This is a genomic window from Nocardioides sambongensis (genome assembly GCF_006494815.1).
GTDB classification, from domain to species: Bacteria; Actinomycetota; Actinomycetes; order Propionibacteriales; family Nocardioidaceae; genus Nocardioides; species Nocardioides sambongensis.
Map to the genome: position 1 here is coordinate 4,367,355 of NZ_CP041091.1, position 16,235 is coordinate 4,383,589.

Sequence of the window (16,235 nt, forward strand, 5' to 3'; positions counted from 1 at the left end):
GGCGGCGAGCCCGGATGGTGGCACGGCTGTTGGCCCCGCAGCCGCGGTCGGGGAGACTGGCCCGATGCAGACCATCGGCCTCATCGGCGGGATGTCCTGGGAGAGCAGCGCGGCGTACTACGAGCTGTTGAACCGGGGCACGGAAGAGCGACTCGGCGGGCTCCACTCCGCCCGCACCGTGATGGCGTCGGTGGACTTCGCCGACGTCACCGCCCTGCAGGAGCGCGAGGACTGGGACGGGGTCGCCGCCGTGCTGACCGAGGCGGGCCGCTCGGTGGAGCGGGCCGGCGCCGACTTCCTGATGCTCTGCACCACCACGTTCCACCGGGTCGCCGACCAGGTCGCCGACGCGGTCGACATCCCGCTGCTGCACCAGGGCGACGTGGTCGCCGAGGCCACGCGCGCGGCCGGTGTGGAGAGCGTCGCGCTGCTCGGGACCGCGTTCGCGATGTCGCGCTCGTTCTTCACCGACCGGATCGCCTCGCACGGGCTGAAGGTGCTGGTGCCCGACGCGAAGCACCACGACGAGCTCAACCGGATCATCTACGAGGAGCTGGTGCACGGGAAGGTCCTCGACCAGTCACGCCGCACGGTGGTCTCGATGATCTCCGAGCTCTGGGACGCCGGCGCCGGCGGCGTCGTGCTCGCCGGCGGCGAGCTGGAGCTGTTGGTGCACCAGGCCGACTCCGAGATCCCCGTCTTCGGGTGCACCACGCTGCACGTCGAGGCGGCGCTCGACCGCGCGCTGCGCTGAGGGGGTGCGGGTTTCACCGGTCAGCCGGTGAAACCCGCACGACACGCCGAAGCCCATCGGCGTGTCGTGCGGGTTTACGCCGACAGGTTCCGCCGCCCGACCCCCGCGCCCTGTGCTGAGACCCGCCCGCGCGGCCCGCGCGGGCCGCGTGCGACTCAGCCCGCCCGGTTGAGCTCGGCCGTCCCGGAGAAGAGCCGCCGCGAGGTGGACTGCACCGCCCGGGCCAGGTGCGGCACGAACTGCTCCACGTTCGACGACTTCCCGGGCAACCCCACCGAGATCGCCCCCACCGGACCGGTGGGTCCGATGATCGCCGCGCCCACACCCCGCAGGTCCCACGGCATGTCGTCGGTGGTGATCGCCAGCCCCTTGCGGCCCCGGATGGTGTGCAGCCGTTCGTGCAGCTGACCGGTGGCGCGGTTGCCGACCAGGCGCTCGTCGACCGCCTCCGGCGGCAGGCCGGCCAGCATCGCCCGTCCGACGACCGCGCACTCGGCGCGATAGCGGATGCCCACCGTGGTGGGGATCTCGCGGGCGTTGACCCCGCCCACCTTGTCCAGCATCTCCACGGTGCCGCCGTCGAGCACCGCGAGGTGGATGATCGCCGACGTCGCCGCGTGCAGCTCGTGCAGCGCCTCGGCCGCGGCTGCTCGCAACGGCAGGTGGTTCTCCACCCGGCGGGCGATGCCCTGGGCCCGCGCACCGAGCCGGTAGCCGTGCTGGTCGTGGTCCAGCCACGCCATGTCCACGAGCTGGGTGAGCAGACGGAAGACGGTCGTCTTCGGCAGCTCCGCCAGGGCCGCGATCTCCTCGAGGTGCAGGACGTCGGGTCCGATCACGAAGACGTCCAGGATCTGCGTGAAGCGTTCCACCACGCCGGGGCGCCGGGCGCGGGCCGCGGGGCCGGCCGAGGAAGGGTCGTTCATGGGGGTCCCTCCAGGTTCCGCTGGTCGGAACCGAGTGTGACACAGCCCACTCGCCGTCAAGACGCTGGAGTGCATGGCACTCCACATCGCCGACCTCTTCGAGCACGTCGTCGACGTCGTCCCGGACCGCACCGCCCTGGTGATCGGGGAGCGTCGGCTGACCTACGCCGAGCTCGACGCGGAGGCCAACCGGATCGCCCACCACCTGGTCGCGGCCGGCATCGTTCCCGGTGACCACGTCGGCCTGATGGCGCGCAACACCGTCGAGCACGTCGCCGCGATGCTGGGCTGCTTCAAGGTGCGCGCCGTGCCGATCAACATCAACTACCGCTACGTGCAGGCCGAGCTCGACTACCTGGTCGACAACTCCGAGATGGTCGCCCTGATCCACGAGGCCCGCTACGCGGCCGTCCTCGACGACGTGGTGCCCGGCCACCACCGGCTCCGGCACGTGGTGGTGATCGAGGACGGCAGCGACGCCCGGCCGACGTCGTACGACGCCGTCGACTGGGCCGCAGTCCTGGCCGACCAGCCCAGCACCCGAGGCTTCGGCGAGCGCAGCCCCGACGACGTCTTCATCGTCTACACCGGCGGCACCACCGGCTATCCCAAGGGCGTGATGTGGCGGCACGAGGACGTCTGGCGGACCCTCGGCGGAGGCATCGACTTCGCCACCCGCGACTACCTCACCGAGTACGACCAGTCCCGCACCGCGGCGACCATCGAGCCGCTCACCTGCCTCCAGTTCGGCCCGATCATGCACGCCAACGGGCAGTGGGGGATGCTGCTGCGCTTCTTCACCGGCCACACCAACGTGCTGCTGCCGAAGTTCGACCCGGCCCAGGTGTGGCGCACCATCGAGTCCGAACGGGTCAACACGATCTCGCTGATCGGGGACGCGATGGCCCGCCCGCTGATCGAGGAGTACGCCCGCGGCGACTACGACGGCTCCGGCCTCACCACGCTGACCAGCGCCGCCGCGATCTTCTCCGTCGAGGTGAAGCAGCGCTGGCTGGACCTGCTGCCGCAGGTGGTGGTGATGGACATCATCGGTGCCTCGGAGACGGGCTTCACCGGCAACGGGCGGATCCTGCACGAGAACCTCGCGGACAAGGGCAGCCTGGTCGGCATCGGGCCCGAGACCGTCGTCCTCTCCGACGACGACCGGGTCCTCGACCCGGACACCGACGTCGGCGCGATCGGCCGGATGGCCCGCCGCGGCAGCATCCCGATCGGCTACTTCGGCGACCCGGAGAAGACGGCCCGCACGTTCGTGCACATCGACGGCACCCGGTACGCCGTCCCCGGCGACTACGTGCAGATCGAGCCCGGTCGCCGGCTGACCCTGCTCGGGCGCGGCTCCAACTGCATCAACACCGGTGGGGAGAAGGTCTACCCGGAGGAGGTCGAGGTCGCCCTCAAGTCGCACCCCGACGTCTTCGACACGCTCGTGCTGGGCCTGCCCGACCCGGTCTACGGCCAGCAGGTGGCCGCACTCGTGGAGCCCCGCCCCGGCGCCGACCTCGACTTCGACGACGTACGACGCCACCTCCGCACCCGGCTGTCGGGCTACAAGGTGCCGCGCACCCTGCACTCCGTCCCCACCATCCCCCGCCATGTCACCGGCAAGGCGGACTACCGCAGGGCCCGGGAGATCTCGGAGTCCTTCGACGCCCCCACCCGAGAAAGCGAGCTCGCACCGTGATCCGCACCTCCTCACGCCTGCTCCGTACCTCCACCCTGGCCGTCCTCGCCCTCTCCGCCGGTCTGCTGACCAGCTGCGCGGAGAGCGAGGGGGTCGACACCGAGGCCGACCGGGACCCCGCCGTCTTCCAGATCGGCATGGTCGGCGACGAGACCGGCGGCGACCCGGTCGACGGCGGGATGCTGGACGTCTCCGCCTACACCGAGGTCCGCAGCATGGACCCCGTCGACGTGATCGCCAACGGCCTCTCCGGTGGGTCGGAGCTGGCCGCGATCTATGACGTGCTGCTGCGCTACGACCCCGAGGCCGGCGAGTACGAGGGTCAGCTCGCCGAGGGGGTCGAGAGCAACGAGGACGCCTCCGAGTGGACGCTCACGCTCCGTGACGGCGTCACGTTCAGCGACGGCAGCCCGCTGGACGCCGACGCGGTGGTCGCCAGCATCGGGCGCTATCTGGACAACGGCGGCGGGCAGGCGTCGCTGTGGAGCCGCAAGGTCGGGACGACGACGGCCACCGACGAGCGGACCGTCACCTTCACCCTCACCGAGCCGTGGCTGGACTTCCCCTACATGCTGGCCACCGCACCGGGGATGATCGTCGCCCCCGGCGTGGACAAGGGCGGCGAGTTCACCCCGATCGGCGCCGGCCCGTTCACCTTCGTGCACTACCGCCCCGGCGAGGAGCTGCTGCTGAAGGCCAACCCCGACTACTTCGAGGGCGCCCCGCACCTCGCCGAGCTCCGGTTCCGCACGGTGCAGACCGCGCAGGGCACCCTGGAGGTCGTCCAGTCCGGCGATGCGGACCTGGGCGTGCTGCGTGAGCCCAACGTGATCAAGGACGCCGTCGACGCCGACCTGGCCGGTTCGATGAACGTGGTCAGCATGGGGGTCGGCCTGATCGTCAACAGTCGCGAGGGCCGCGACACCGCCGACGAGTTGGTCCGGCAGGCGATCGCGCACACCTTGGACCCGGACACCATCATCCAGCGCAGCTATGACGGCGTGGGGCTGCCCGGCACCGAGATGTTCCCCGAGGAGTCGACCTGGCACGGCGCCGGCGACGGCCCCGACATCGACCTGGACGAGGCCAGGGAGCTGGTCGAGGAGGCCAAGGACAAGGGGTTCGACGGCACCATCGGCTACCTCGGCATCCAGAAGGTCTCCCAGAACACCGGCTTGGCCATCGAGGCGATGCTCGGCGAGGTCGGCATCGACGTCGAGGCGGAGTACGTCCCCGGCGCCGCCGAGGTGATCGAGCGGGTCTTCGTGGATCGTGACTTCGACCTGGCCGGTTGGTCCTTCGGCACCCCGGACGCCGGCGTCTACCCCGAGCTCTTCGAGAGCTTCCACTCCGAGTCGAGCTCCAACGCCGGTGGCTACGCCAGCGACACCATGGACGGTCTGATCGACGACCTCGGCGCCGCCACCTCCGAGGAGGAGCAGCAGGAGATCCTCACCGACATCCAGACCGAATGGAACGAGTCCATCCCGGCCATCGTGTTCGGCGCCCAGCCCGAGCTCGTCGCCTGGGGCGACCAGGTCGGCGGCATCGAGCCGCACGTCGACTCGATGGTGTTGTACGGCGACGCGTGGGTGACGCAGTGACCTCCTTCGTCCTCGTCGACAGGCCCGTCGAGGGTGTCGCGGTCGTCACCCTGAACCGACCGGAGCGGATGAACGCGATGGCGTTCGACGTGATGGTGCCGGTCCGCGACGCCCTGGCCGAGGTGGGCCGTGACAACACCGTGCGCGCCATCGTCCTCACCGGGGCCGGACGCGGGTTCTGCTCCGGTGCGGACCAACGCTCGGCCGGCCGGCCACCGCATGCGGACGGGTTGCCGCGTCCGGCGTACGCGTTGCGGTCGCTGGAGGTGCTGGAGGACGTGGTGGCCACACTGCGTCGCCTGCACCAGCCGGTGATCGCGGCGGTCAACGGGGCGGCGATCGGCGGCGGCCTCTGCCTGGCCCTGGCCTGCGACATCCGGATCGCATCCACGCAGGCCTACTTCCGGGCGGCCGGGATCAACAACGGTCTGACCGCCAGCGAGCTGGGGCTGAGCTATCTGCTGCCGCGGGCCGTCGGGTCCAGCCACGCGGCGGACCTGATGTTCACCGGCCGGGACGTGGACGCCGCCGAGGCCGCGAGGATCGGACTGGTCTCCCGGGTCGCGGACCCGGTGCTGACCGAGGCGGTGGCGATCGGCACCCGGATCGCGGAGCTCTCCCAGCCCGGCATCGAGATGACCAAACGGTCGCTGCACGCGGGCATCGCGGCGGGCTCGCTGGAGTCCTACATGCCCGTCGAGGGGATCGGGCAGCTCTACCTGCGGATGCTGACCGACAACTTCGAGGAGGCCACCCGCGCCCGCCAGGAGGGGCGGCCGGCCCGCTTCCGCGACGACCGGGTCGACCGGGACGACCGGGCCGACCGGGACGACCGGGCCGACCGGGACGACCGGGAGGGCTGAGCACGATGACCTGGCGACGGGGTGCGCGCATCCTCGGCGAGCTCGTCGCGGTACTCGCCCTGGTCAGCTTCGGCACCTTCCTGCTGGTGTCGATGATGGACGTCGACCCGGCGGTCAGCGTGCTCGGTGAGGGCCACACCGAAGCCGAGTACGACGAGGTGCGCCAGGACCTCGGACTCGACCAACCCCTGCTGACCCGCTATGCGCAGTGGCTCGGCCACGCCGTCACCGGCGATCTGGGCACCTCGGTGGTGCCGCCCTACAGCGACGTGGCCGACCGCATCGGCGACGCGCTGCCGGTCAGCGTGGAGCTGGCGCTGCTCGGCATGGGGATGGCGCTGCTGATCGCGATCCCGGCGGCCCTGTGGTCGGCCAACCGTCCCGGCGGCCGGGTCGACCGGGCGATCAGCGCGATGACCGTCGGCGTGCTGTCGCTGCCCAGCTTCCTGCTCGGCCTGATCGTGATCATGGTGCTCGCCAACGAGCTCGGCTGGTTCCCGCGGGCTCAGTGGGCGCGGATCGGCGACGAGGGGATCCACCAGAACCTCTACCACGCGTTCCTGCCCGCACTGACCATCGCGCTCGCGGAGGCGGCGATGTTCACCCGGGTGCTCCGCAACGACCTGATCACCACACTGCAGGAGGACTTCATCCTGGCCGCGCGGGCGAAGGGGATGTCCCCGACCCAGGTGCTGGTCGGGGACGCGCTGCGTCCGTCCTCGCTCTCCCTGGTCACGCTGATGGGGATCTCGATGGGCCGCCTGATCGGCTCCACCGTCGTCGTCGAATACCTCTTCGGCCTGCCCGGGATGGGCTCGCTGACCGTCTCCGCCGCGCAGACCGGTGACTTCGTGATGGTGCAGGGGGCGGTGCTGGTGATCGCAGCGATCTACGTGGTGACCAACGCCGCCATCGACGTCTCCTACGGCTACCTCGACCCCCGCATCCGGAGGGCCCGATGACCGATCTGATCACCCCGACCCGGTCAGGCACCGACGACCTCGTCCCCACCCCCGACACCCCGGTACGACGCCCCGCCGGCGCGCTGCTCGGCCCCGGCCTGCTCCTCGCCGGTCTCGGCATCCTCGTCGCCGCGGTCGTCGGCCTGCGCGGCGCCGGCTGGCTGCAGGCGGGGGTGGCCCTGGCCGGCCTGGTGCTCGCCCATGCCGGAGCCAGCCGCTGGGGCCGCCGCCGGTTCGGGCCCGGCTTCGACCTCACCCTGTGGCTGTGCGGCGCGTGGCTGCTGCTGCTCGTGGTGGCGGCCGTCCTGGCGCCGCTGCTGGCGCTGCCCGAGCACGAGGACCTCACCGGTGCGCTCGGGGAGCCGATCCTGGCCCGCCCCGACCTGGTCACCAACCACCCGCTGGGCACCAACAACTTCGGGCTCGACCTGCTCGCGCGGGTCCTCTACGGTGCCCGGGCGTCGCTGGTCACCGCCCTCGGCGCCGTGCTGATCGGGATGGCGGTCGGCGGCACCCTCGGCATCCTGGCCGGCTACTTCCGCGGCGCGGTGGACGTGGTGATCGGGATCCTCACCAACGCGCTGCTCGCGGTGCCGCCGCTGATCCTGCTGATCGCGCTGGCCACGGTGCTCGAGCCCAACCTGCGCAACATCTCGCTCGGGCTGGCCACCCTGGCCACCCCGAGCATGATCCGGATGGCGCGGGCCACCACGATCGCGCTCGCCCAGCGCGAGTTCGTCACCGCCGCCCGGTCGATGGGGGCGAGCGGGCCGCACGTGATGCTGCGCGAGCTGCTGCCGAACGTGGTGATGCCGCTGGCGTCGTACGGGATGGTGATGGTGTCGGTGCTGATCGTGGCGGAGGCGTCGCTGAGCTTCCTCGGGCTGGGCATCCAGGCACCCGCCCCGTCGTGGGGCAACATGATCGCCGAGGGCGAGGGCACGGTCTTCCGCGACCACCCGCACATCGTGCTGGTGCCCGGCACCGTCCTCTTCCTGACCGTCTTCTCGTTCAACTGCCTCGGGGAGCGGGCCCGGCGCCACTTCGACCCCCGCCGCTCCCAGCTGGGGGAGTCCCGATGAGCGCGCTGCCGATCGGCCGGACCGTCGCGACAGACGCCGACCGACCGACGGTGCTGCGGGTGGACGACCTGCGCACCGTGATCCACACCCCACGTGGTCCGGTGCGGGCGGTCGACGGCGTCTCGCTCACCCTGCGCCGCGGGGAGACGCTGGGCCTGGTGGGTGAGTCCGGGTCGGGCAAGTCCGTGCTGGGCCGCAGCATCATGGGGCTGTATCGCAGCGGGTCGGCGATGACCGTCTCGGGCCAGGTGCTCTTCGAGGACCGCGACGTGCACGCGATGGCGCCCCACGACCTGAGAGCGCTGTGGGGCAGCGGGATCGGGATGGTCTTCCAGGACCCACTGACCGCGCTGAACCCGGTGAAGCGGATCGGCCGGCACCTCACCGAGACGTTGCGGCGGCATCAGGACGTCTCCGCCCGGTGGGCGCGGACCCGTGCCGTGGACCTGCTGGGCCTGGTCGGGATCCCCGACCCGCGTCGTCGTGCCGAGCAGTATCCGCACGAGCTCTCCGGAGGCATGCGGCAGCGAGTGGTGATCGCGATGGCGCTGGCCAACGACCCGGCGTTGGTGATCGCCGACGAGCCGACCACGGCGCTCGACGTGACCGTCCAGTCGCAGATCCTCGACCTGCTCGATCGGCTCCAGGCCGAGCTCGGCCTGGCCATCCTGCTGATCAGCCACAACCTCGGGGTGGTGGCCGGAAGGGCCGAGCGGGTGGCGGTGATGTACGGCGGGCGGGTCGTGGAGACGGCGGCCGCGGGTGAGGTGTTCGCGGCACCGGCGCACCCCTACACCGGTGCGCTGCTCTCCGCGATCCCGCGGTTGCACGACCCGGCGCACCGGCGCCTGCGCGCCATCGACGGCGCACCTCCGGACCTGGCGCGCCCGTCGGCGGGCTGTCGCTTCGCGCCGCGCTGCCCCGCCGTACAGGACGACTGCCGTACGACGCAGCCCGCGCTGCTCCCGCTCGGCCGCCCGGCCCCCGCGAACCCCGGGGCCCAGCACCGGGCCGCCTGCCTGCACCCGAACAGCGCACCGCTCGGGGACGCCGCACCGCATGGGGAGGAACACTGATGGCCGGCACCGGCAACGACCACCTGCGCGACGAGGACTCCGCCCTGCTCACCGTCGACGACCTGGTGGTGGAGTTCCCGGCCGCCCGCGGCGCCCGGGTGCACGCCGTCTCCGGGATCAGCTTCGACCTGCTGGCCGGCGAGACCCTCGGCATCCTCGGCGAGTCCGGATGCGGCAAGTCGAGTGCCGGCCGCGCCCTGATGCAACTGCCGCCGCCCACCTCCGGCCGGGTCCGGCTGGAGGGACGCGAGCTGACCGGGCTGCCGCGGCGCGCGGTGCGCGAGGCGCGAGCCGCGATGCAGATGATCTTCGAGGACCCGATCTCCTCGCTGAACCCGCGGCGCAGGGTGCGCGACCTGGTCGCCGAGGGACCGAGGATGCGGGGGCAGAAGGTGAGCGAGCAGCAGATCCGCGAGGCGCTCGCCGCCGTCGGGCTCGACCTGGAGGTGGTCGGCGACCGGAGACCCCACGAGCTCTCCGGCGGCCAGTGCCAACGGCTCTGCATCGCCCGCGCCCTGATGCTGGAGCCGAAGGTGCTGATCTGCGACGAGCCGGTCTCCAGCCTGGACGTCTCCGTGCAGGCCCAGATCCTCAACCTGCTGGCCGACACCAAGGAGAGCCACGCGCTGTCGATGGTGTTCATCGCTCACGACGTCGTGGTGGTGAAGAACGTCAGCGACCGGGTGATGGTGATGTACCTCGGCAAGGTGTGCGAGGTGATCGGCGCCGACGACCTCGCCGACGGTGCCCGGCATCCCTACACCCGGCTGTTGCTGGCCTCGGTGCCCGAGGTGCCGGCGGCGGGGGAGCAGGTGGGCGGGGCCGGCGTCGGCGGGGCCGGCGTCGCCGAGGTGCCGGGGGCCGGTGCCCCCGGGGAGCTCCCGTCGCCCCTGGACCCGCCGTCGGGATGTCGTTTCCGCACCCGCTGCCCCCTCGCCACGGACCGCTGTGCGGGTGAGGAGCCCGTGCTGCGGGAGGTGGGTGAGGGGCGGTTCGTGGCCTGTCACCACGTGTGAGGGGGTGCGGGTTTCACCGGTCAGCCGGGGAAACCCGCACGACACGCCGGTGGGCCTCGGCGTGTCGTGCGGGTTTACGCCGACAGGTTCCGCCGCCCGACCTCGCCCGAGCCCGCTCCCACCCCGAGCACCCCGAGCACCCCGAGCACCCGGACGCACCCCCGCGCATCAGCGCAGGTACGTCGTCACACCCGGTGCACCTTGTGCTGCGCCGCCTGCGCCCGCGGCTTGATCACCAGCGAGTCGATGTTCACGTGCGCGGGTCGGGTGGCCACCCAGGTGATCGCATCGGCGACGTCGTCGGCGACCAGCGGGTTCTCCACCCCGGCGTAGACCGCATCGGCCTTGCTCCGGTCCCCGCCGAACCGAACCACGGAGAACTCCTCGGTCGCCACCATCCCGGGCGCCACCTCGCAGACCCGGACCGGCTGGTCGAAGAGCTCCAGCCGCAGCGTCTCGGTGACCACCTTGGTGCCGTGCTTGGCGGCCGTGTAGCCCGCACCGCCCTCGTAGGCGATCCGGCCGGCGGTGGAGCCGACGTTCACGATCACCCCGGCGCCGGAGGCGACGAGGGCCGGCAGCAGGGCACGGGTGACCTGCATCAGGCCGATCACGTTGACGTCGTACATCCGACGCCACTGGTCGCTGTCGGACTCGGCGACCGGGGACATTCCGAACGCGCCGCCGGCGTTGTTGACCAGCACGTCGAGGCGCTCGCCGACCACCTCGGCAAGGCGGTCCACGTCCTCGGCGGAGGTCACGTCGCAGGCCACCGCGACGCCGCCGATCTCGGCGGCGAGCGCCTCGATCCGGTCGACGCGACGAGCTGCGCAGAACACCTTGAAACCCTGGTCGGCGAGCTGGCGGGCGGTCGCCTCGCCGATCCCGCTGGAGGCTCCGGTCACGACGGCGGTGCGTGAGGTCATGCCACCATTCTCACCGGTCGGGGAATGCCGGCCGTCGGCAGGTCGTTGACGATGGCGGACACGTGGTGCCCGGCCCCGTGCAGGAAGTGAGGAACGCGGATGACGCTGTCGACGCCGGTCCGTCGGCTCGCCATGATCTGTCTGCACACCTCGCCGCTGGACCAGCCGGGCACCGGGGACGCCGGCGGCATGAACGTCTACGTCGTCGAGGTCGCGCGCCGGCTGGCCCGCCGCGGCGTCGAGGTCGACATCTTCACCCGCGCCACCGGCTCCGCGCTCGAGCCGGTGGTGCCGCTGCTCGACCCGGTCACCGGCGCGTGCGAGGACGGGGTGCGGGTGCACCACGTGCACGCCGGCCCGTTCGAGGGACTCACCAAGAACGAGCTGCCCGGGCAGCTGTGCGCCTTCGCACGCGAGGTGTTGCGCACCGAGGCCGCCCACCCGGCCGGCTACTACGACCTGGTGCACTCGCACTACTGGCTGTCCGGCCAGGTCGGCGCACTCGCCCGCGACCGCTGGGGCGTCCCGCTGGTGCACTCGATGCACACGATGGCCAAGGTGAAGAACCTGGCGCTGGCCGAGGGCGACAGCCCGGAGCCGGCCGCCCGGGAGATCGGGGAGCAGCAGGTGGTCGAGGCGGCGGACCTGCTGATCGCCAACACCGACCTCGAGGCCAAGCAGCTGATCAACCTGTACGACGCCGAGGCCGGCCGCGTGGAGGTCGTGCTGCCGGGCGTCGACACCACGGTCTTCCGGCCGCAGGACCGGGCGGCGGCGCGCGCCGAGCGCGACCTGTCCGACGACGCCCTGGTGGTGCTCTTCGCGGGCCGGATCCAGCCGTTGAAGGCCCCCGACGTGCTGCTGAAGGCGATCGCCGAGCTGGTCGGGCGACGGCCCGACCTGCGTTCGCGGCTGGTGGTGCCGATCGTGGGTGGGCCCTCGGGCAGCGGCCTGGAGCGGCCGACCGCGCTGGCCGCGCTGGCCGACGAGCTCGGCGTCGCCGACCTGGTGCGGTTCGTGCCGCCGGTCAAGCAGAGCGACCTGGCCGGCTGGTACGCGGCGGCAACGCTGGTCGCCGTACCGTCCTACAACGAGTCGTTCGGCCTGGTCGCCGCGGAGGCGCAGGCGTGCGGGACCCCCGTCGTGGCCGCCGCGGTCGGTGGGTTGACCACGGTCGTCGCGGACGGTCGCAGCGGGCTGCTGGTCGACGGCCACGAGCCGCGCGAGTGGGCGCACGCGCTGGAGCGGGTGCTGGCCGATCCCGCGCTGGCCGCGACGCTGGCCGACGGAGCCGTGCGGCAGGCCGAGGAGTTCACCTGGGAGGCGACCGCCGCCCGCACCCTCGAGGTCTACAGCAGGGCCGGCGCGCTGATGCGCGAGCTCGTGGGCTGAACGCGGCGTGACGCGCGGCGGGTCCGCGGATCACCGATCGGGTGGCAGGCTCGTCCCATGAGCTCCAGCACCGGCACCCCCGAGCGCACCGTCCCCGAGGGCCCCGCCCAGGTGATCCGGGACCACCTGACCGACGCCGGCATCGAGTACGACGAGCCCGGTCCCGGCCTGTTCACCTTCTCCCTCCCGGGCGAGCGGAAGCTGCAGACCCCGGTCCGGCTCGACCTCGGGCCACACGCCCTCGGGGTGCACGCCTTCGTCTGCCGCCGCCCCGACGAGGAGCATGAGCGGGTCTACCGCTGGCTGCTCGAGCGGAACCTGAAGATGTACGGCGTCGCGTTCGCCCTGGATCACCACGGCGACATCTATCTCGATGCCCGGATGCCGCTCTCCTCGGTGAACGCCGAGGACCTCGACCGGCTGCTCGGGTCGGTGCTCACCTACGCCGACGAGTCGTTCAACGCGATCCTCGAGCTCGGTTTCGCCTCCTCGATCCGCAAGGAGTGGGAGTGGCGGATCGAGCGGGGCGAGTCGACCAAGAACCTGGAGGCGTTCCGGGGCTGGCTGGAGCGGGACGAGCCGCCGGCGGGCTGAGGCTTTTGCGCGCCCCATTCGGATTGGTCGTGAATTCGCCCGAAACCCGACCAATCCGAATGGGGCGCGCGAAGGCGCCGCACCCGCAGCACCCCGGCTACCCCAGCCCGACCAGCCCCAGGTAGCCGTCCGCGATCGCGGTCCCGGCGAACATGCCGACGGCCGCCCCGGCCAGCATGAACGGCCCGTGCGGCACCTTGGCGCCCCGCCCGGCCCGCCCGGCAGCCATCAGGCCGATCCCGACCACGGCACCGATCAGGAAGCCCGCGGCGAGGCCGACCAGGGCGCTGCCCACGCCGAGAGCGCCGAGCACCCCGCCGAGCAGCGGCGCCAGGGCGACGTCGCCCAGGCCCATCCCGCGGCCGCCGGTGGCCAGCCAGATGCCGCCGTAGACGGCCAGCCAGATGCCGGCCGAGGCCAGCACCGGGAGGAGGGCGACGTCGCCGCCCCACCACCCCAGGGCCAGCGCCAGCAGGGAAAGTACGGCGGCCACGCCGGTGATCGAGAACGGCAGCCGGCCGTGCTCGAGGTCGATCAGCGCGAGCGCGACGCCCGCGGCGGCGACGACCAGGCACGCCGCCAGCACGTCGAGCTCGTCGGTGGCGGCCAGGCGCACCGCGACCAGCACGAAGACCAGGCCGGTGCCGGCCTCGACCAGCGGGTAGCGCACCGAGATCGGCGCGGCGCAGTCGCGGCACCGGCCGCGCAGCAGCAGCCAGGAGAGGACCGGGACGTTGTCGCGGCCGCGCACCGCGTGCGCGCACTGCGGGCACGACGACCCCGGCCGGACCACGGAGCGGCCGTCGGGCACCCGCGCCACCACCACGTTGAGGAACGAGCCGATCAGGGTGCCGAGCACCCCCACCAGCCCGATCCACACCATCGGCGCGATCACCGGTACGGCGGTCACGGCCCCACCGGGGCGGCCGGGACGAACGCGAAGTCGAGGGTCTCCCGCTCGTGCGGTGCCGCCAGCCCGCGCAGCCGGCGACGGGTCCGGGCCACGGCGTCGGCCAGCGGCTCGTCGGCGGGGGCGGTCGGGTCATCGTCGGCGAGCACGGCGGTGGCCAGGTCGAGACGGAGGTCGACGGTGACCAGCCCGGTGTCGCCGTACATCAGTGCGGACTCCAGCAGCAGCGCCTCGAAGGAGGCGAGGTCGGCCTCCCGCGCGTGGCGGCGGGCCGTGGCCGGGTCCGTGTCGGCCAGGTCCAAGGCGCTGGCCATCCGTTCGGCGGCCCGGTCCAGCAGCTCGTTGACCCCGACCTGCTCCCGCGTGGGCTGCGCCGGCTCGGCCACCGGCCGGTCGGCCAGGTGCTCCACGGAGGAGAAGACCGCGGTCGTCTCCTGCTCGGGCACCATCGCGACGGCGACGTCGCGCACCGCGGTCACCGTGGCCCGGTGGCTCGCGGCCTCGACCGACGTCTGCGCGTCGGGCAGCTGCTCGGCCACCGCGTCCAGCAGCGGCGCCGCCGCGACCAGGTCCGCGGCCCACTGGGCCAGCGCGGCGTCGCCGGCCCGGCCCTGCTCGGCATAGTGCCGCGAGAGCTCGGCGTAGCCGGTGTGCGCCTCGGCGGTGTCCGTGGCCGGCAGCGGGGGGAGGTCGTGACTCATCGGTTCCTGCTTCTCGTGAGGGGTGGCGGTCGACGGGGGGAGACCGCCGGCCGGGACGGGCGCCGGAGTGGGGAAGCGGCGCGGTTCGAGCGGTACGTCGACCTCGTGGTCGAGGTCGCCCAGATCGCTCAAGTCCAGGTCGCGCCGGCGCGAGCGCACCCGCAGCAGGCCGACCAGCACCAGCAGCAGCACGGCTGCGGCGATGCCGCCGGCGACCGTCGGGGAGACCGGCAGGCCGGTCATCCTTCGCCCTCCGGCTCGTAGGCCAGCGGCGCGGCGACGAAGGTGCGCCCGGTCAGGGTGACCGTCTGCCCGCCGGTGGCGCCGTCGTCGACGCCGAGGGTGCTCACCACGAAGGAGCGGTCGAGCTGCTCCAGGTTGGCCAGCAGGCTCTGGATCTGATCGAACGTGCCCTCGGCGGTGACCGACACGGTCTGCTCGGCGATCTCCCCGGCGGCGGTCTCGCCGGTCTCGCCGGTCTCGCCCTCGGCGGTCACGGCGTCGGCGGCGAGCGGCTGGCCGTCCGGGCCGAGCAGCACCGGCGCCGACGGGCTCAGCACGGTCAGCTGGTCGCTGCCGATACCGGCGTCCTGGGCGGCGGCGTTGACCGCGGCGAAGAAGCCGGGCTGGTCGGCGGTCGGCGGGAACAGGGCGGCCATCTCGTCGGCGATCGCCTGGTAGCGCGGCAGCTGGTCCTGCTGCTGCTTGAGGCCGTTGACCTGGCTGGTCATCAGCCGGTTGCGGTCCTGGGCGGCGGAGACCTCGTCGTGCGCCTCGGAGGTGTCGCCGAGGACGGGACTGATCAGCAGCAGCCACCCCGCAAGGAGCAGCACGATCAGCGCCCCGAAGCCGAGGACGAGGGTGCCGTTGATGGAGCGGAGGTTCACTGTCGGGTCCCCTCGATCAGCTTGCCGCCCAGCCTGTCGTAGCGCTGGCTGAACACCTCGGGGGACAGCCCCACCGAGCCGGAGAAGGAGACGTCGTCGGCCTCGCCGACGGTGGTGGTGTCCACGAACGGCTCCACGAAGCGGGTGTCCTGGCCGAGCGCGATCACCAGGTCGCCGACCACGTCGCGGGAGGTCGCCGTGCCCTCCAGGGTGAGGCAGCCGACGACGGTCTGGGTGCCGAACGGGTCGGGCCCGGGGCAGGTGCTGCCGACCAGGCCGCGGGTGGCGTCGGTGTCGGCGCCCTCGCCCGCCGGTGCCGCGCCGGCGGCGGGGTCCGTCTCACCGCCGGTGGTGCTCACCAGGTCCACCGAGAGCGAGGTGACGGTGGCGCCGTACGGCGTGGCGGCCTCGAGCGCCGCCAGCACCTCGGAGAAGGCGACGTCGTCGTAGGCGGCCTCCTGGACGCTGCCGACACGGCGGGTGACGCCCTGGACGTAGGTGTTGATCGGGGCCAGCCGCTCGAGCTGGTCGGAGAGTCCGGCGGCGACGGCCTCCTCGCCGCGCACCTCCTCCTGCGCCTGGTGCAGGTTGAACCGCAGCCCGGTCCACAGCAGGCCGACCACCACCGCGGTGACGATGAAGGCGATCACGAACCGGCCGCGCAGCTGGTGGACCCGCAGCTCCTCGAAGACCCACGGGGAGAGCAGGTTGACCCCGGCGGTGCCGGGCTGGACCTCGTTGGTCGCCCCGCGCTGGGAGTGCCGTCCGTCGGTCGCCGCGGCCGCGTCCTTGTCCGCCTTGCCGCGCTTGCCCTTCGCGGACCTCCTGAGTTGCACA

Annotated in this window: 16 protein-coding genes; 10 read left to right on the forward strand and 6 right to left on the reverse strand. The window is 72.6% G+C overall.

The genetic code is table 11. The annotated features are described in order from the left end of the window. Window positions 1-64: 64 nt before the first annotated feature. The gene (locus FIV43_RS20410) at window positions 65-754 is read left to right on the forward strand and encodes an aspartate/glutamate racemase family protein (RefSeq protein ID WP_141015596.1); all 690 of its coding nucleotides are present in this window, start codon (window positions 65-67) and stop codon (window positions 752-754) included. Between the two features lie 155 nt (window positions 755-909). On the opposite strand, the gene FIV43_RS20415 is transcribed toward FIV43_RS20410, so the two are convergent. Next, window positions 910-1,680, reverse strand: coding sequence for an IclR family transcriptional regulator (locus tag FIV43_RS20415; protein ID WP_181407620.1), 771 nt, complete (start codon window positions 1,678-1,680; stop codon window positions 910-912). A 73-nt stretch (window positions 1,681-1,753) separates the two neighbouring features. Between FIV43_RS20415 and FIV43_RS20420 the strand changes: the two genes are divergently transcribed. The 7 genes from FIV43_RS20420 to FIV43_RS20450 are packed head-to-tail and all read left to right on the forward strand — an operon-like array spanning window position 1,754 to window position 9,988. Beyond that, on the forward strand, window positions 1,754-3,385 hold the full coding sequence (locus FIV43_RS20420) for an acyl-CoA synthetase (RefSeq protein ID WP_141015598.1): 1,632 nt from the start codon (window positions 1,754-1,756) through the stop codon (window positions 3,383-3,385). Beyond that, complete coding sequence (locus FIV43_RS21765; RefSeq protein WP_141015599.1) at window positions 3,382-4,989, forward strand: ABC transporter substrate-binding protein; 1,608 nt, start codon at window positions 3,382-3,384, stop codon at window positions 4,987-4,989. The genes FIV43_RS20420 and FIV43_RS21765 overlap by 4 nt, the downstream gene beginning before the upstream one ends. Next, window positions 4,974-5,852 (forward strand): enoyl-CoA hydratase, encoded by an 879-nt coding sequence (locus FIV43_RS20430; protein ID WP_196780914.1) that lies wholly within the window; start codon window positions 4,974-4,976, stop codon window positions 5,850-5,852. The genes FIV43_RS21765 and FIV43_RS20430 overlap by 16 nt, the downstream gene beginning before the upstream one ends. A 5-nt stretch (window positions 5,853-5,857) precedes the next feature. After that, window positions 5,858-6,814, forward strand: coding sequence for an ABC transporter permease (locus tag FIV43_RS20435; protein WP_141015601.1), 957 nt, complete (start codon window positions 5,858-5,860; stop codon window positions 6,812-6,814). Then, entirely contained in the window at window positions 6,811-7,896 is a 1,086-nt protein-coding gene (locus FIV43_RS20440; protein WP_141015602.1) for an ABC transporter permease, read from the forward strand. The genes FIV43_RS20435 and FIV43_RS20440 overlap by 4 nt, the downstream gene beginning before the upstream one ends. Continuing rightward, the gene (locus tag FIV43_RS20445; protein WP_141015603.1) at window positions 7,893-8,972 is read left to right on the forward strand and encodes an ABC transporter ATP-binding protein; all 1,080 of its coding nucleotides are present in this window, start codon (window positions 7,893-7,895) and stop codon (window positions 8,970-8,972) included. The genes FIV43_RS20440 and FIV43_RS20445 overlap by 4 nt, the downstream gene beginning before the upstream one ends. Next, the gene (locus FIV43_RS20450; RefSeq protein WP_141015604.1) at window positions 8,972-9,988 is read left to right on the forward strand and encodes an oligopeptide/dipeptide ABC transporter ATP-binding protein; all 1,017 of its coding nucleotides are present in this window, start codon (window positions 8,972-8,974) and stop codon (window positions 9,986-9,988) included. Before FIV43_RS20445 ends, FIV43_RS20450 begins: the two co-directional genes overlap by 1 nt. A gap of 185 nt (window positions 9,989-10,173) precedes the next feature. Here the strand turns inward: FIV43_RS20450 and FIV43_RS20455 are convergent, their stop codons facing one another. After that, window positions 10,174-10,914, reverse strand: coding sequence for an SDR family NAD(P)-dependent oxidoreductase (locus FIV43_RS20455; protein WP_141015605.1), 741 nt, complete (start codon window positions 10,912-10,914; stop codon window positions 10,174-10,176). 99 nt (window positions 10,915-11,013) lie between these two features. On the opposite strand from FIV43_RS20455, the gene mshA reads away from it, so the two are divergent. Together mshA and FIV43_RS20465 are read left to right on the forward strand one after the other, a co-directional pair. Next, window positions 11,014-12,306, forward strand: a complete 1,293-nt coding sequence (gene mshA, locus FIV43_RS20460) for a D-inositol-3-phosphate glycosyltransferase (protein ID WP_141015606.1) — start codon at window positions 11,014-11,016, stop codon at window positions 12,304-12,306. A 57-nt stretch (window positions 12,307-12,363) separates the two neighbouring features. Beyond that, window positions 12,364-12,900: a type III secretion system chaperone family protein gene (locus tag FIV43_RS20465; RefSeq protein ID WP_141015607.1), complete on the forward strand. Its 537-nt coding sequence runs from the start codon at window positions 12,364-12,366 to the stop codon at window positions 12,898-12,900. 97 nt (window positions 12,901-12,997) lie between these two features. On the opposite strand, the gene FIV43_RS20470 is transcribed toward FIV43_RS20465, so the two are convergent. The 4 genes from FIV43_RS20470 to FIV43_RS20485 are packed head-to-tail and all read right to left on the reverse strand — an operon-like array spanning window position 12,998 to window position 16,234. Beyond that, the gene (locus tag FIV43_RS20470; RefSeq protein WP_231123565.1) at window positions 12,998-13,810 is read right to left on the reverse strand and encodes a prepilin peptidase; all 813 of its coding nucleotides are present in this window, start codon (window positions 13,808-13,810) and stop codon (window positions 12,998-13,000) included. Then, window positions 13,807-14,754, reverse strand: a complete 948-nt coding sequence (locus tag FIV43_RS20475; protein WP_141015608.1) for a hypothetical protein — start codon at window positions 14,752-14,754, stop codon at window positions 13,807-13,809. The genes FIV43_RS20470 and FIV43_RS20475 overlap by 4 nt, the downstream gene beginning before the upstream one ends. Beyond that, window positions 14,751-15,398, reverse strand: coding sequence for a hypothetical protein (locus FIV43_RS20480; protein WP_141015609.1), 648 nt, complete (start codon window positions 15,396-15,398; stop codon window positions 14,751-14,753). The genes FIV43_RS20475 and FIV43_RS20480 overlap by 4 nt, the downstream gene beginning before the upstream one ends. Further along, entirely contained in the window at window positions 15,395-16,234 is an 840-nt protein-coding gene (locus tag FIV43_RS20485) for a hypothetical protein (protein WP_141015610.1), read from the reverse strand. The genes FIV43_RS20480 and FIV43_RS20485 overlap by 4 nt, the downstream gene beginning before the upstream one ends. Window position 16,235: the final 1 nt, after the last annotated feature.

Excerpts from the sequence above, each read along its gene's own strand:
- FIV43_RS20435 (WP_141015601.1), top strand. The coding sequence starts at position 5,858 with ATGACCTGGCGACGGGGTGCGCGCATCCTCGGCGAGCTCGTCGCGGTA.
- FIV43_RS20410 (WP_141015596.1), top strand. The coding sequence starts at position 65 with ATGCAGACCATCGGCCTCATCGGCGGGATGTCCTGGGAGAGCAGCGCG.
- FIV43_RS20465 (WP_141015607.1), top strand. The coding sequence starts at position 12,364 with ATGAGCTCCAGCACCGGCACCCCCGAGCGCACCGTCCCCGAGGGCCCC.
- FIV43_RS20445 (WP_141015603.1), top strand. The coding sequence starts at position 7,893 with ATGAGCGCGCTGCCGATCGGCCGGACCGTCGCGACAGACGCCGACCGA.
- FIV43_RS20440 (WP_141015602.1), top strand. The coding sequence starts at position 6,811 with ATGACCGATCTGATCACCCCGACCCGGTCAGGCACCGACGACCTCGTC.
- FIV43_RS20450 (WP_141015604.1), top strand. The coding sequence starts at position 8,972 with ATGGCCGGCACCGGCAACGACCACCTGCGCGACGAGGACTCCGCCCTG.
- mshA (WP_141015606.1), top strand. The coding sequence starts at position 11,014 with ATGACGCTGTCGACGCCGGTCCGTCGGCTCGCCATGATCTGTCTGCAC.
- FIV43_RS20420 (WP_141015598.1), top strand. The coding sequence starts at position 1,754 with ATGGCACTCCACATCGCCGACCTCTTCGAGCACGTCGTCGACGTCGTC.
- FIV43_RS20415 (WP_181407620.1), bottom strand. The coding sequence starts at position 1,680 with ATGAACGACCCTTCCTCGGCCGGCCCCGCGGCCCGCGCCCGGCGCCCC.
- FIV43_RS20455 (WP_141015605.1), bottom strand. The coding sequence starts at position 10,914 with ATGACCTCACGCACCGCCGTCGTGACCGGAGCCTCCAGCGGGATCGGC.
- FIV43_RS20475 (WP_141015608.1), bottom strand. The coding sequence starts at position 14,754 with ATGACCGGCCTGCCGGTCTCCCCGACGGTCGCCGGCGGCATCGCCGCA.